Source organism: Rhodococcus sp. NBC_00294 (genome assembly GCF_036163995.1).
Taxonomy (GTDB): Bacteria; Actinomycetota; Actinomycetes; order Mycobacteriales; family Mycobacteriaceae; genus Rhodococcoides.
In genome coordinates this window covers 3,005,082-3,019,515 of sequence record NZ_CP108043.1, presented here as the reverse complement: position 1 = coordinate 3,019,515, position 14,434 = coordinate 3,005,082, and the positions used below count along the sequence as shown (strand labels likewise).

Genomic DNA, 14,434 nt, shown 5'->3' with positions numbered 1-14,434 from the left:
GCCGACTCGGACGGTAGCGACTCAGACGGAGGCGAAGCGCGAGAGCGCCAGCAGACGCGACGTCGCGCGCAGGTACTTCTTCCGGTATCCGCCCTGGAGCATCTCCTCGGTGAAGAGCTCGTCGAGCTTCGCACCCGACACGGTGACCGGCGTACCCGCGTCGTACAGGCGGTCGGCCAGCACGACGAGGCGCAGCGCCACGGACTGGTCGGGTGCCGCGTGGACGTTCTCGATGAAGACGGCCGTGACACCCTCGATCAACTTCCCGTAGCGCGACGGGTGCAGGGTGCTCAGATGCTTCACCAGCGCGTCGAAGTCGTCGAGCGTCGATCCCTCGACGGTCGCCGCGGCGGCTTCGATCTGGTCCGCGCCGATCGGGTCCGGAGCCGGGGGCAGGTCGCGGTGCCGGTAGTCGGGACCGTCGACACGAATGGACTCGAAGATCGAGCCGAGCTTCTTGATCTCACGCAGGAAGTCCTGAGCGGCGAAGCGACCCTCGCCCAACTGGCCGGGCAGCGTGTTGGACGTCGCGACGATGGAGACGCCCTTGGCGGCCAACTCGGTGAGCAACCGAGACACCAACATCGTGTCGCCCGGATCGTCGAGCTCGAACTCGTCGATGCACAGCACGCTGTGACCGGACAGCTCGTCGAGCGCCTTCGTGAATCCGAGAGCTCCGACGACGTGCGTCAACTCGACGAAGGTGCCGAACGCCTTGGGCTCCGGCGACGCGTGGAAGATCGACGCCAGCAGGTGGGTCTTGCCGACGCCGAACCCACCGTCGAGGTACAGACCTGCGCCGGAGGCCGGCGTCTTCTTGCCGAACAGACCGCGCTTCCCGCCCGACCGGATCTTCGCGACCTTGCCGGCGAACTCCTCCGCCTTGCGCACGGCCTCGGCCTGCGTCGGCTCGTTCGGGTCCGGGATGTAGGACGCGAAACTCACGTCGTCGAACATCGCCGGCGGCACCATCTGGGCGATCAGCTGGTCGGCGGGCACCACGGGATCGCGGTCGACGAGGCGTTGTGGCATGGGACGAGGTTAACGACGTGGTGTGATGGCTTTTGTGCAGCGTATCGATAATGGGACCTACCTCACAGTGACCGACGACGATCTCACCGATCTCTACGCGTATCCGGCCGAGCTCCACTCCCCCTGGATCCGCGTCAACTTCGTGGCGGGCATCGACGGTGCGGTGTCGCAGGACGGGGTGTCCGGTGGACTGGGGACCCCTGCTGACAAGGCGGTCTTCGGCGAGCTCCGCTCGCTCGCCGACGCCGTCCTGGTGGGATCGGGCACCGTCACGGCAGAGAACTACGGCGGTGTCGAGGTGTCCGACGCGGTGCGCGCCGCGCGCACCGCGCGGGGTCAGAGCGAGGTCCCTCCGATCGTCGTGGTGACCGGCTCCGCGAGCGTCGATCCCGAGTCGACGGTGGTGACGGGCGCGGAGGTGCCGCCGATCGTGCTGACCACCTCGCACGCGCCCGAGGACAAGGTGCAGGCACTGCGCGACGCCGGGCTCACCGTCGTCCGCGCCGACGGCGACCTCACCGGCGACGTCGTGGTCGCGCTGCTGCAGGACCTCGGCCTGCAGCGAGTGCTGTGCGAGGGCGGGCCCGGACTCTTCGGGTCGCTTCTCGCCGCGGATGTCGTCGACGAGGTCTGCGTGACCACCTCGCCCACCCTCAGCGCCGGGACCTCGGGCCGGATGGCGACGTCCGATGCCGCCGTCGACCGCCCGATGACCCCGGGCCACATCCTGCTCGACGACGACGGGACCATCCTGGTGCGCTGGGTACGTGCGCGCGAGATGGCACGCTGAACGTATGCAGATGTCGAGGTTCGGGTCACGGCTCGCCGCCCTGACGGCCGTCGTCGTGGTCGCCGCCGCGTGCGGGGCCGGACCGTCGACCCGTCCGGACGTGGCGATCGAGGGTGGATCGGCCGGGTCCGACGGCGGGCCCGCGACGACCGAACCCACCGACGAGGGGCCACGTCCTCTCGAGGCACCGGTCACCGACCTGAACTGGACCGACTGCACGGCCCGCACCACCGCTGCTCGCGGGGTCACGGCCGCGCCCGGAGTGCTGGTGGACTGCGCGACCTTCCCCGCTCCCATCGACCGCACCGTCGCCTCGGACGGCACGTTCGAACTCTCCGCGGTCCGCGTGCGCACGGCCGCCACGCCGGCGGACGCGGCGCCGCTGGTCTACACGTCCGGCACCGATCGACCGTCGTCCGCGGACATGGCGGCGCTCGCCGCGCAGCCGGACACCGCGCTCCTCGACGCCCACCCGATCGTCGGTGTCGATCGGCGCGGCATCGGCAACTCCGCGCCGTTCGACTGCTACTCGGGTGCCACGTCCACCCGCGACGCGCTGACCGACCTCGGGCAGTACTCACCCGGCACCGACGCGGCGGACAAGGTCGCGACCCTCGCCCGCGACGCGACGATCGCGTGTACCGACTTCCTGCTTCCCGAGGCACTCATCTTCGGGGTCACCAACAGCGCCGACGACCTCGAGGCGCTCCGGGAGGCGTGGGGAGTGCGTGCCCTGTCGCTCCTGGGATCGGGCAACGGCGCCCTCGTCGCGCTCGGGTACGCGGCCGCGTACGGCGACCACGTCGCCCGTCTCGTGCTCGATTCCCCCACGAGCGTCATCACCGACGCCGTCACCAGCGCCGAGCAGACCGTGCGCGGGGAGGAGACCGCCCTGACGGCGTTCGCCACCCGATGCGCCGCCGTCGGATGCTCGCTCGGGGCGGATCCGCGCTCACAGGTGGTGGAGTTGTTCCGCCGCGCCGACGCCGGTGATCTCGCACCGCTGTCCGGTGCCACCGTTCGACAGGCAGTCGTCCACCTGCTGGCGTATCCGTCCACCGCCGACGGTGCCGCGCGGGTGCGCTCCACGTCGGACACGGTGGCAGGTGCGCTCGCCGGGAACACCACCGCACTCGACGACGCGGTCGACGAGGTGCGTGCCCTGACCGAGACCGACGGTCATTTCGTGAGCCGCTGCACCGACGGCCAGCAGTGGCCCGCGCCCGACCGGGTCCGGGAGCTGCAGACGTCGTGGTCGGGCCAGTACCCGGCCTTCGGTGCGACGGCGGCGTTGAACCTGCTCACCTGCTCGGCGTGGCCGGCGACCACCCCGCCGCCCGTCCCCTATACCCTGGGGCTCCCGGTCCTGGTGCTCAGCGGGAACGCCGACGCCGTCACCGGTACGGAGCCGCTTCCGGCGGTCACGGGAGCGTTGGGCGCGGCCGGCGCGGCCACCACGACGATCACCTGGGACGGCATCGGACACCCCGTGTCGGTGGGCTCGGGGTGCGGGCGAGCGGCCGTCGCGGCGTACCTCGAAACGGGCGACGTGCCGGAAGGCGGTAATGCGTGTCCGGCCTAGTTGCCGGGGTACCGTCTCCGGGTGTCGTTCCGTCATCTCGAACCGCGAACTGGTGAGACCACCGCGCAGGTGATCCGTTTCGCGTTGTGGCCCATCGCCATCCTGACGGTCCTCAATCGCGTGATCGTCAAGGCCGTCAACGGCAACATCACCGACGATTTCCGCCCGGTCTACAACGCCGCGTTGGCATTTCTGAACCGGCGCGAGGTCTACACGGCGAACTTCGACTCGGTCGACCCGCACTATCTCTATCCGCCGAGCGGGACGCTGATCATCGCGCCGCTGGCCGTGCTGGACCCCGAGCGCTCGCGCTGGTTGTTCATCGGGGTCAACGCCGTCGCCGTGATCGTCGCGCTCTACCTGCTACTGCGCATGTTCCAGCTCGGCCTGTCGTCGGTGGCCGCACCGGTGGTGCTGCTCGCCGCGTTCTCCACCGAGACCGTCACCAACACACTGATCTTCACCAACATCAACGGCCTGATCCTGCTCGGCGAAGTGCTGTTCATGATGCTGCTGCTGAGGCGGCACCCGTACTGGTCCGGCGCCGCCATCGGCCTGACCATCGCCGTCAAACCGACTCTCGCACCGCTGCTTCTGCTGCCGCTCGTCCGCAAGGAGTGGCGCGTCTTCGTCACCGCCGTCGGTATCCCCGTCGTCCTGACGCTGCTCGCCCTCCCGCTGTCGGTCGACCCGATGGCCTTCGTCTCCCACACGGTGCCGTACCTCCTCGAGACGCGGGACTACTTCAACAGCGCGATCGTCGGCAACGGCCTCTACTACGGACTGCCCACCGCGCTGGTGCTCGCGCTCCGCGCCGTGTTCGCCGTGATGGTGCTCGTGTCCCTGTGGCTGCTGTGGAAGTACTACCGCCACGACGAGCTGTTCTTCGTGACCACCGCGGGTGGGCTGCTGCTGGTCGCATCGTTCCTGCTCGCGTCGCTCGGCCAGATGTACTACTCGATGATGCTGTTCCCGCTGATCATGTCGGTGGTGCTGCGCAACTCGGTGATGCGCAACTGGCCGGCGTGGCTCGCCGTGTACGGGTTCCTCAGCTACGACAGCTGGCTCGTCGGCCGCTTCCCGGAGTTCGGGCGCTCCATCGAGTACCTCCGCACGACGTGGGGTTGGTCGCTGATCATCGTCGTGATCTTCGCCGTGCTCGTCGGTCGCTATCTCACCGCGCGCCGCGAGGGCCGGCTGGACGGCGGCATCGATCCGGCGTTCCTGCTCGACGAGAACACGACCTCACCGAAGCCTGTACCTGCGACGACAGCGGGAACCGCGGCCACGCATTAGCGTGGAGGCATGAGTTCCGCACCAGAGAAGAAGCCCACGTTCGAGCTGTCCGACGACGAGTGGCGTACCAAGCTCACCGCAGCCGAGTACGCAGTGCTGCGCAAGGCCGGCACCGAACGGCCGTTCGTCGGCGAGTACACCGACACCACCACCGAGGGCGTCTACAAGTGCCGCGCCTGTGACGCCGAACTGTTCCGCAGCACCGAGAAGTTCGAGTCCCACTGCGGGTGGCCGTCCTTCTTCGATCCCAAGGACACCGACGCCGTGATCCTGAAGGTCGACCGGTCGATGGGCATGAAGCGCACCGAGGTCCTGTGCAGCAACTGCCACAGTCACCTCGGCCACGTCTTCGAGGGCGAGGGGTACCCCACCCCGACCGATCAGCGGTACTGCATCAACTCGATCTCGCTCACGCTGGAGCCGAAGGGCTGAGTGAGCCGTAGTACCCACACTGGGACGGGTGGTAGTCGTCGAAGGACGGCGACCACCCTTCCGTGTGTGTGGAGACCAGCATGTCGAGGTAGTACTCCCATCCCGGGCCGATGCCCTCGAGGCCGTCCGTCGTCGTCAGGTGGTGCCGGAACATCAGCATGGTCCCGTCTCCCGTGGTCCTGAGCGTCACGTCGAACGTCCACCCGTCGGACTCCAGTGCGAGATACCTCGGCGCGTCACACGCCAGGATCGTCAGGTCGGAGGCAGGTGCGTTCTCCTCGAACCCCATCGTCACCCGCACGGTGCTGCCGGCTCCCTGCGTTCCCTCCCAGCTGCCGTACCACCGCGCGGTGCGCTCACTGACGGTGAGACTGTCCCAGACGTCGTCGATCGGTACGTCCAGGACGCGCTCCAGCACGAGATCGACACCCGTCTCGGCGCGCTCGAGTAGGCCGGTGGGTTCCGGGTGGGACGTCATCGGCGCATCGTACTGCGCTCGTCCTGCACCCAGGCCGGGTCCGCAGGGCCGGATGTGGCGCCCCGACAGAGGTTCTGTGCAGAACGGCTCGCCGCCGCTAGTGTCGGCTCCATGCGTACCTTCACGTCCGCGGACGACATCGTGTCCGCCCTCGGCGAGACCATCGGCACCAGCGACTGGCTGGAGATCACGCAGGAGCGCGTGAACCAGTTCGCCGACGCCACCGGCGACCACCAGTGGATCCACGTGGATCCCGAGCGCGCCGCGAAGGAGAGCCCCTTCGGTGGTCCCGTCGCCCACGGGTACCTCACGCTGTCCCTGTTGCCGGCCCTGTCCTGGCAGACCTACACGGTCGAGAACTCCACGATGGGAGTCAACTACGGCAGCAACAAGGTTCGCTTCGTCAATCCTGTGCTCGTCGGGTCGCGCGTTCGTCTGACGGCCGTCCTCGCCGCAGCAGATCGGCTGGACGGCGGAGCGGTTCAGATGACCGTCGACTCGACCATCGAGATCGAGGGTGCGACGAAGCCCGCGCTGGTCGCCCAGGTCATCAGCCGCGTCTACTTCTGACGCACGTCCCCACGATCGACGAACTCCGGCTGATCGTGCGCGCGGATCGGCGGCAGTTCGCCGGTCCACTTCTGGACGTCCACCAGGACGTGCTGGCCGGTGGACCCCTGCGCGAGCGACGACGTGCCGCGGTCGGCGGTGAGCACGTTCGGGTTGCCGTGCACGCACATCGAGCGCGGGTCCGACGGATCGAGCGGGTCGTACCAGGCGCCGGTCGACAGTTGCACCACGCGCTCGCGCAGGCGATCGTCGACGACGAGCCCCGCGAGGCACGAGCCACGGTCGTTGAACACCCGCACCACGTCGCCGTCGCGCAGTCCGCGCGCTGCGGCGTCCGCGGGATGCATGCGCATCGGTTCCCGGCCCTGAATCTTCGACGCGAGGCTCACGGCCCCGTGATCGAGTTGGCTGTGTAACCGGGTCCGCGGTTGGTTCGCGATCAGGTGCAGCGGGAACGCCTGTGCGCGTTCACCGCCCAGCCACTCGTCCGGTGCGTACCACCGTGGGTGTCCCCCGCAGTCGGCGTAGCCGAACGACTCGATGTCGGCCGAGAAGATCTCGATGCGCCCGCTCGGTGTCCGCAAGGGGGCCCGCTCGGGATCGTCGCGAAAATCGGACAGCAGCGTGAGACCGTCCTCGGTGTCCATCCGGAACGTTCCCTCGGTCCAGAACTCGTCGAACACCGGCGGCGTCACCCGCCCCGCATCGGACACGAACCGTCGCCACTGGTCGTAGAGGTGCCGCAGCCAGTCCGCGGACGAGCGACCTTCCGTGAATTCGTACTCGACGCCGAGCTCTCGCGCGAGCAGCGCGAAGGTGTCGTAGTCGTCGCGGCTGTCGGCGAAGGGCGGGACGGCGGCCTGCATCGCCACGAGCAGCGGGTCGTTGCGGGTGCAGCTCAGGTCGTCGCGTTCGAGGGTCGTCGTCGACGGCACCACGAAGTCGGCGTGCCGTGCCATCGGTGTCCAGTACGGCTCGTGCACCACGATGGTCTCGGGGCGAGCCAGCGCGATGCGCAACCGGCCGATGTCCTGGTGGTGATGGAACGGGTTGCCGCCGGCCCAGTGCAGCAGCCGGATGTCCGGATACGTCGACGCGGTGCCGTCCGCGTCGTACGGCCCACCAGGGTTCAACAGCATGTCCGAGATCGCGGCGACCGGAATCGACGTCGACACACCGTTGATGCCCTGGGGAAGCGTGGGCAGCGGATACGGCACGGGTGCCAGGCCGGGTTCGTTCATCGACCCGTAGCCGTGGCCGAAGCCCGCGCCCGGCACACCGACGCCGCCGAGCATCGCGGCGAGCGTGAGACCCATCCACGGCGCCTGCTCACCGTGGCGGATGCGCTGCAGTGACCAGGTGACGGTGACCAGCGTGGTGGCGCGAGCCATGCGCCGCGCCAGGGCGGTGATGTCCGACGCCGGGACTCCCGTCAGGTTCTGCGCCCACTCCGGTGACTTCGGGACACCGTCGGTCTCGCCGAGCAGGTAGCGCTCGAAGACGTCGTACCCGGTGGTGTACCGCTGCAGGAACGCGGTGTCGTGCAACCCCTCCGAGGCGAGCACGTGTGCCAGCCCCAACATGAGGGCGACGTCCGACCCCGGTACGGGTGCGATCCACTCCGCCGCTCCGTCCGTGTCGTCACGCAGCGGCGAGATCGAGACGATCCGGCCGCCGCGCGCACGGAGGCGATGCAGCGCGTCGCGTGTCGGATGATCGCTGGTGCCACCGTGATTGACCGACGTGTTCTTCAGCGGAACCCCGCCGAACGCGACCAGCAGATCGGTGTGCTCGGCGATCACGTCCCACGAGGTGGAGCGCGAGAACATCTTCCAGTGCGTCCCCATGACCCGCGGCATGATCGTGCCGGTGGCGCCGAGGGAGTAGCTGCCCACCGACCGCGTGTAGCCACCCAGGGTGTTCAGGAACCGGTGAACCTGACTCTGCGCGTGGTGGAACCGGCCCGCGCTGCCCCACCCGTACGACCCGCCGAAGACGGCCTCGTTGCCGTGCTCGCGCACGACTCGACGGAGCTCGCCGGCGAGCAGGGGGAGGAACTCGTCCCACTCCATCTCGACGAACGCATCGGCGCCACGCGCGGTGGACGGTCCGGGGCCGTTCTCGAGCCAGCCCCGACGCACCGCCGGTCGACGGATGCGCGAGCGATGGGTCACCGACCCGGGAACGTTGCCCAGGATCGGGGACGGATCGGCGTCGCCCGTCGGCGGACGGACCGCGACCACGTCCCGGCCGTCCGTGTCGGCGGTGTACATGCCGAAGTGGGCCATGTGCTGCACCCCACGGCGCGCGGACGTCACGGCGCCCTACGCGAGCGCGAGACCGTGCGCCGCCACGGCGTCGAGCAGAGCCGACGGTCGTTCGGACGTCGGCAGTGGATCGAGCAGCGCGAAGGACATACCGAGCGCCTGCGCTCCGCCGTCGGCCTCCTCGCTGTCGCCGACCATCAGGCACGAGGCCGGGTCGACGCCCAGAGCGTCCACGGCGGAACGGAAGATCGCGGCATCGGGCTTGACGGCGCCCACCTCGAACGACAGAGCGTAGTGCGCGACGGTGTCGTGCACGCCGAGCAGATCGAACGCCGCGCGCAGATCGAACGCGATGTTGCTGACCACCGCCACGGGAACGCCGCGATCGGCGAGGCCGTGCAGCACTCGCGCCGTGTCGGGGTACGGCGTCCACGAGGACGGGTCGATCACCTTGTCGTATAACGCCTCGGCGTGCTCGACGCGGTGCACACCCGACGCCTTCAGCACTGCCAGGTAGGCGGCCCGGTGCATCCCGGGGTCGAGATCGCGAACCTCCCAGGCCCGGTGGCCGTCGTCGTCCAGGGTGACCACCGACCCGACGGGCTGGGTCATGCGGCGCATCAACTCGGCCTGGAAATGACCGTCGATCTGCTCGTCGTCGCCGACACGCAGATCGGTGAACCAGCTCTCGTCCTCCTCGAGACGGAACAGCGTGCCGGAGAAGTCGAAGAGCACCGCTGCCGGCGTGGTCACGGTAGTGACTCGACGAGCGCCTCGACCGTCACCCGGGGTCCGCTGAAGAACGGAACTTCCTCCCGCACATGACGTCTGGCCTCGGTCGCACGCAGATCACGCATGAGGTCGACGATGCGGTCCAGCGTCGGAGCCTCGAACGCGAGAATCCACTCGTAGTCGCCCAGGGCGAACGACGGGACGGTGTTGGCGCGCACGTCCTTGTAGCCGCGTGCCGCCTTGCCGTGGTCGGCGAGCATCGTGCGACGCTCCGCGTCGGGCAGCAGGTACCAGTCGAGCGAGCGGACGAACGGGTACACGCAGATGTAGGCGCCCGGCTCCTCGCCGGCGATGAAGGCCGGGACGTGCGACTTGTTGAACTCCGCGGGGCGGTGCAACGCGGCGTTGCTCCAGAACGCGTCGCACGCGCGGCCGAGAGCCGTGGACCGACGGAAGCGCGCGTACGCCGCCTGCAGGTCCTCGATCTTCTCCGCGTGCCACCAGATCATGAAGTCGGCGTCGGCGCGCAGTCCGGCCACGTCGTAGATCCCGCGCACCACGACGTCGGTCTCGTCGAGACCGTCGAAGAACGCGCGGGCCTCGGCGAGCACCGCCTCCCGATCCTCACCGAGAGCGCCCGGCCGAGCCGTGAACACCGAGTGCATCGAGTAGCGCAACGTGGAATTGAGTGCTTCGAAATCGAGACGTGCCATGACACCCATCGTGCCACCCGGCCGTCCCGATCGGGCCGTCAGGCCAGCGCCTCCGCCAGTCGGGCCGCCGCCGCGGATGCCGTCGCGACGCACGCGGGAACTCCGACGCCGTGCAGGTACGCGCCCGCGAGTTCGAGTCGGCCTACCGCCGAGGCGGCGTCCTCGACGCGGGCCACGAGGTCGGTGTGGCCGGGGCGGTACTGCGGCAGTCCGCCGTGCCAGCGTTGCACGAACGTCGTCGTCGGCTCCTCGTCCACACCGAGCACCTCACGCAGATCCGTGCGGGCCGCCGACACCAGGTCGACGTCGGGCCGGTCGACGATGTCCGCGTCCCCGAAGCGTCCGAAGGAGACCCGCACCAGCTGGCCGCCGCGCTCGGCGAGATGCGGCCACTTGCGGCTCGACAGCGTGAATGCTTTGGCGCGCAACGGAACACCGGAGGAATCGAGCTCCCCCGTGGCGACCAGGACGCCCGAGTTCTGCGGTAGTCCCCCGTCCTCGAACCCGAGGGCCACCACTGCCGACGAGGCGAGTTCCACGTCCCCGAGTTCCCGCGCGAGTGCGGGCGCCGTGTCGAGCAGCATCGAGACCGTCTGCGGTGCGGGCGCGGCGAGGACGACGCCGTCCACCACCCCTACGCCGTCGACGTGCCACGCGCCCCGGCCGTCGGACGTCACCCGCCGCACGTCCGCGGCGACGAGTTCTGCACGAGAGGCGGAGAGCAGCGCGTCGAGAAGCACGCCGTAACCACCGCGCAGTCCGCCGAACACCGGTCCCGGCGACGGCGTCGGGCGCGCTCGCTCGACGGCGTCCACCAACGACGGGGCACCGGCGTCGAGGGCCGCGGCGAGAGTCGGCACCGCGGCGCGGATGCTCGTGGTGACGGCCAGCCCGGAGTAGACGCCGCCCAGCAGCGGGTCGACGCTCCGCGCGGTCACCTGGGAGCCGAAGCGTTCGGACACCAGGTCACCCACCGACGCATCGTCGCCGGGCGTCCACCGCAGCGGCCGGTCACGATCGGTGTCGATGCGGCGGCACGTGGCGTCGTCGACCAGAGTCCGCACCGAGTCGGACGTGGCCGGGATGCCCATCAACGTGCCGGTCGGCAGTCCGTGCAGTGCGCCGCCCGAGCGCAGGAGCGGGCGGGCGGCGGGCGACGGCCGCACGAGCTGGTCGGCGAGTCCGAGCTCGTCGAGCAGAGCGGGAACCTCGGGACGACGCGCGATGAACGCCTCGGCACCGACGTCGACCGGGCCACCCGCCAGGTCCACCGACCGGAGTTTGCCCCCGATGCGCGGCGCCTTCTCGACCACCACGATCCGCGCGGCTGGTCCCAGCGACTGCCGCAGCCGGTACGCGGCCACCAGTCCGCTGATGCCCGCTCCGACGACGGCGACCGAGGTCACAGCGAGTGCACCAGCTCCACCACCGACGTCACCACGTCGGGATCGGTGGCGGGCAGGACCCCGTGGCCCAGGTTGAAGATGTGCCCGGTGGCGCCGGCCGCGAGTGCGGCGTCCGCCTCGCCCACGATGCGGGTGACCTCGCGGCGCACCGCGTCGGGGCCCGCGAACAGCACGGCGGGATCGAGATTGCCCTGCAGAGCCTTGCCCGGACCGACCCGACGAGCGGCGACGTCGAGCGGGATCCGCCAGTCGACACCGACGACGTCCGCGCCCGCCTCCCCCATCGCACCGAGCAGCTCGCCCGTCCCGACACCGAAGTGGATGCGCGGCACGCCGGCCGACGCCATGGCCTCGAACACGCGGCTGGAGTGGGGGAACACGAACTCGCGGTACTCGGCGAGTGACAGCGCCCCGGCCCACGAGTCGAAGAGCTGGACCGCGTCGACGCCGGCATCGGCCTGCGCGGTGAGGAAGGCGATGGTCATGTCGGCCAGCGACGAGAGCAATGCATGCCACGTCTGCGGATCCGAGTGCATGAGCGCCTTGGTGCGCTCGTGGTTGCGACTCGGACCGCCTTCGACCAGGTAGGACGCCAGCGTGAACGGTGCGCCCGCGAAGCCGATGAGGGGCACGTCCTTCAACTCGGCCAGGAGCAGGGAGATGGCCTTCGCGACCGGCTCGATCTGCTCCGACTGCAGGACCGGCAACGACTGCACGTCGGCCACGGACCGCACCGGGTTCGCCACGACGGGACCGGTGCCGGCCACGATCTCTAGGTCGACGCCGGCCGCCTTGAGCGGCACGACGATGTCGGAGAACAGGATCGCCGCGTCGACCCCGTGCCGCCGGACCGGCTGCATCGTGATCTCGCAGACCATCTCGGGGTCGAAGCACGAGGCGAGCATGGAGGTGCCCTCCCGCAACTTGCGGTACTCGGGCAGCGACCGACCGGCCTGACGCATGAACCACACGGGCCGACGCGACGGCGTCCGTCCCGTCGCGGCCGCGAGGAAGGGAGCTTCGGGCAGGCTTCGACGCGGACCGACGGCGTCAGGGATGGTGTTCATCGGCGTCCATGCTGCCAGAGACGCACACCTGCCCGGCGCGCCTCCTCCGCTGGGCCGACGGTCGCGGCTAACGTCCGCACACGTGACCACGTCCGAGAGCGCCTCGCAGCCTGCGCCCTTCCGCGCCGCCATCGACGCGATGCACCGGGCGACGGTCCACCCGAGCATCGAGGTCGGGCCGATCCGGCCTCCGCAGCGCCTGGCACCGTTCAGTTACGCACTGGGGGCCGAGGTGCACCACTCCGAGACGGAGTCGGTGCCCGAGCAGAGCGAGGGTGACGCGTTCGGGCGTCTCATCCTGTTGTACGACCCGGACGGCGACGAGGCGTGGAACGGCACCATGCGCCTGGTCGCCTACATCCAGGCCGACGTCGACGCGTCGCTGGCGTCGGATCCGCTGCTGCCCGAGGTGGCGTGGAGTTGGCTGGTCGACGCGTTCGAGGCGCGGTCCGAGCCGCTGACGGCGCTGGGCGGCACGGTCACCTCGACGAGTTCGGTGCGGTACGGGGACATCGCCGGTCCGCCGCGTGCCCACCAGCTCGAGCTGCGGGCCTCGTGGACCGCGCTCAGCGAGGAACTGTCGGTGCACGTCGAGGCGTTCGGTGAGGTTCTCGCCTACGCCGCGGGGCTGCCCCCGGCGGGCATCACGGCGCTGGGTGCACGCGCCGACTCGGGCAGCTCCGACGCCTGATCGTCGGACAGCCTAGAGTTCGAACAATGCCCGACACGCCCGACTCGACTCCTGCCTCCTCCGGCGACACCGCCGTCGAGCCGGAGGCGACTCCCCTTCTCGCACCACGCGAGGGGGTCCCGCCGTTGACGGACACGGCGGACGCGGTGCGAGCGGCCGCGGAGCTGCTGGCGTCGGGAACCGGACCGTTAGCCGTCGACGCGGAACGCGCATCGGGTTTCCGATACTCGGCTCGCGCGTATCTGCTGCAGTTCCGTCGCCGGGGTGCGGGCACCGTCCTGCTCGATCCGATTCCGGTGGTCCGCGACGGTGGTGTCGAGGCGCTCGCGGGCTTCGCCGCCGTCGTGAACGACATGGAGTGGGTACTGCACTCCGCCGATCAGGATCTGCCGGGGCTCGCCGAGCTCGGCATGACTCCCGAGTCGCTGTACGACACGGAGCTGGCGGGCCGACTCGCCGGCTTCGACCGTGTCGGTCTGGCGGCCATCGTCGAACGGACGTTGGGCCTGTCGCTGCAGAAGGGTCACGGTGCGGCGGACTGGTCCACCCGACCGTTGCCCGACACCTGGCTCAACTACGCGGCACTCGATGTCGAGGTGCTCGTCGAGTTGCGTGACGCCATGGCCGAGGAGCTCGAGAGCCAGGGCAAGACCGACTGGGCCGCACAGGAATTCGAGTACATTCGCACCGCACCCCCGGCGCCGCCCAAGCCCGACCGCTGGCGCCGCACCTCCGGTATCCACACCATCAAGAACGCGCGGACGCTCGCCGTCGTCCGCGCTCTGTGGACCGCCCGCGACGATCTCGCGCGCCGCCGCGACATCGCGCCGAGCCGCGTCCTGCCGGACTCCGCGATCGTCGCCGCCGCGCAGAGGAACCCCGCCACGGTGTCCGAGCTGAACGCGTTGCCCGTCTTCGGCGGACCTCGTCAGCGTCGCCAGGCGCGCGTGTGGATGGACGCGATCGAGCACGCCCGCGCACTTCCCGACGATGCGCTGCCCCCGGTGACCCAGCCCTTCGTGGGGCCCCCGCCGGTCAGTCGGTGGGCGCGGCGCGATCCGGAGGCCGCCGGGCGTCTGTCCGCCGTCCGCGACGCGATGGCCGCCCTGTCCGCGGATGTCGCGATTCCCGTCGAGAACCTGCTGACTCCCGATCTCGTCCGTCGGATCTGCTGGGACCACCCCGCTCTCGTCGCGGAGTACGGGACGGACGAGGACGTGCTCGTAGACCGTTTCCTCGAGGCGCACGGGTCGCGGCCCTGGCAGCGCGAGGTGGCGGGTCCCGTCGTGGCAGCAGGCCTACGGACCGCCGAGGAGTCGAGGACTGCCGAAGTTACCGGCGAGTAGGCACGGGTTAGAGTGGGCGCGCGAGCCGGGCG

14 protein-coding genes are annotated in these 14,434 nt (G+C 70.0%); 7 read left to right on the top strand and 7 right to left on the bottom strand.

Annotated features, from left to right (window positions below; all coding sequences use genetic code 11):
- Positions 1 to 21: 21 nt before the first annotated feature.
- Positions 22 to 1,032 carry a cell division protein ZapE gene (gene zapE / locus OHB23_RS14155; RefSeq protein ID WP_328809754.1) on the bottom strand — a complete coding sequence of 337 codons (1,011 nt, stop codon included), beginning with the start codon at positions 1,030 to 1,032 and terminating at the stop codon, positions 22 to 24.
- Positions 1,033 to 1,057: 25 nt separating this feature from the next.
- Here zapE and OHB23_RS14150 point away from each other — a divergent pair, with 25 nt between their 5' ends.
- From OHB23_RS14150 to msrB, 4 genes are read left to right on the top strand one after another with little or no spacing between them, the layout of a single operon-like run.
- Complete coding sequence (locus tag OHB23_RS14150; protein ID WP_081821184.1) at positions 1,058 to 1,822, top strand: pyrimidine reductase family protein; 765 nt, start codon at positions 1,058 to 1,060, stop codon at positions 1,820 to 1,822.
- 4 nt (positions 1,823 to 1,826) lie between these two features.
- Entirely contained in the window at positions 1,827 to 3,404 is a 1,578-nt protein-coding gene (locus OHB23_RS14145; RefSeq protein WP_328809753.1) for an alpha/beta hydrolase, read from the top strand.
- Between the two features lie 21 nt (positions 3,405 to 3,425).
- On the top strand, positions 3,426 to 4,700 hold the full coding sequence (locus tag OHB23_RS14140; protein WP_155956979.1) for a glycosyltransferase family 87 protein: 1,275 nt from the start codon (positions 3,426 to 3,428) through the stop codon (positions 4,698 to 4,700).
- 9 nt (positions 4,701 to 4,709) lie between these two features.
- The gene (msrB, locus tag OHB23_RS14135) at positions 4,710 to 5,132 is read left to right on the top strand and encodes a peptide-methionine (R)-S-oxide reductase MsrB (protein ID WP_027505209.1); all 423 of its coding nucleotides are present in this window, start codon (positions 4,710 to 4,712) and stop codon (positions 5,130 to 5,132) included.
- Here msrB and OHB23_RS14130 read toward each other — a convergent pair.
- Complete coding sequence (locus OHB23_RS14130) at positions 5,110 to 5,610, bottom strand: SRPBCC domain-containing protein (RefSeq protein WP_307108820.1); 501 nt, start codon at positions 5,608 to 5,610, stop codon at positions 5,110 to 5,112. The genes msrB and OHB23_RS14130 overlap by 23 nt on opposite strands.
- 111 nt (positions 5,611 to 5,721) lie before the next feature.
- Here OHB23_RS14130 and OHB23_RS14125 point away from each other — a divergent pair, with 111 nt between their 5' ends.
- Positions 5,722 to 6,180, top strand: a complete 459-nt coding sequence (locus OHB23_RS14125; protein WP_056444801.1) for a MaoC family dehydratase — start codon at positions 5,722 to 5,724, stop codon at positions 6,178 to 6,180.
- Here OHB23_RS14125 and OHB23_RS14120 read toward each other — a convergent pair.
- The 5 genes from OHB23_RS14120 to hemE are packed head-to-tail and all read right to left on the bottom strand — an operon-like array spanning position 6,171 to position 12,365.
- Positions 6,171 to 8,468, bottom strand: a complete 2,298-nt coding sequence (locus OHB23_RS14120) for a molybdopterin-dependent oxidoreductase (RefSeq protein ID WP_328809752.1) — start codon at positions 8,466 to 8,468, stop codon at positions 6,171 to 6,173. The genes OHB23_RS14125 and OHB23_RS14120 overlap by 10 nt on opposite strands.
- A gap of 36 nt (positions 8,469 to 8,504) precedes the next feature.
- Positions 8,505 to 9,200 (bottom strand): HAD family hydrolase, encoded by a 696-nt coding sequence (locus tag OHB23_RS14115; RefSeq protein WP_328809751.1) that lies wholly within the window; start codon positions 9,198 to 9,200, stop codon positions 8,505 to 8,507.
- On the bottom strand, positions 9,197 to 9,892 hold the full coding sequence (hemQ, locus tag OHB23_RS14110; protein WP_027505205.1) for a hydrogen peroxide-dependent heme synthase: 696 nt from the start codon (positions 9,890 to 9,892) through the stop codon (positions 9,197 to 9,199). The genes OHB23_RS14115 and hemQ overlap by 4 nt, the downstream gene beginning before the upstream one ends.
- Positions 9,893 to 9,930: 38 nt before the next feature.
- Positions 9,931 to 11,298: a protoporphyrinogen oxidase gene (locus tag OHB23_RS14105; protein ID WP_328809750.1), complete on the bottom strand. Its 1,368-nt coding sequence runs from the start codon at positions 11,296 to 11,298 to the stop codon at positions 9,931 to 9,933.
- Positions 11,295 to 12,365 carry a uroporphyrinogen decarboxylase gene (gene hemE / locus OHB23_RS14100; protein ID WP_222637623.1) on the bottom strand — a complete coding sequence of 357 codons (1,071 nt, stop codon included), beginning with the start codon at positions 12,363 to 12,365 and terminating at the stop codon, positions 11,295 to 11,297. Before hemE ends, OHB23_RS14105 begins: the two co-directional genes overlap by 4 nt.
- A gap of 82 nt (positions 12,366 to 12,447) precedes the next feature.
- Here hemE and OHB23_RS14095 point away from each other — a divergent pair, with 82 nt between their 5' ends.
- Positions 12,448 to 13,056 carry a DUF3000 domain-containing protein gene (locus tag OHB23_RS14095; protein WP_328809749.1) on the top strand — a complete coding sequence of 203 codons (609 nt, stop codon included), beginning with the start codon at positions 12,448 to 12,450 and terminating at the stop codon, positions 13,054 to 13,056.
- Positions 13,057 to 13,082: 26 nt separating this feature from the next.
- Positions 13,083 to 14,402 (top strand): ribonuclease D, encoded by a 1,320-nt coding sequence (locus OHB23_RS14090; RefSeq protein ID WP_328809748.1) that lies wholly within the window; start codon positions 13,083 to 13,085, stop codon positions 14,400 to 14,402.
- The last annotated feature ends 32 nt before the right edge of the window (positions 14,403 to 14,434 follow it).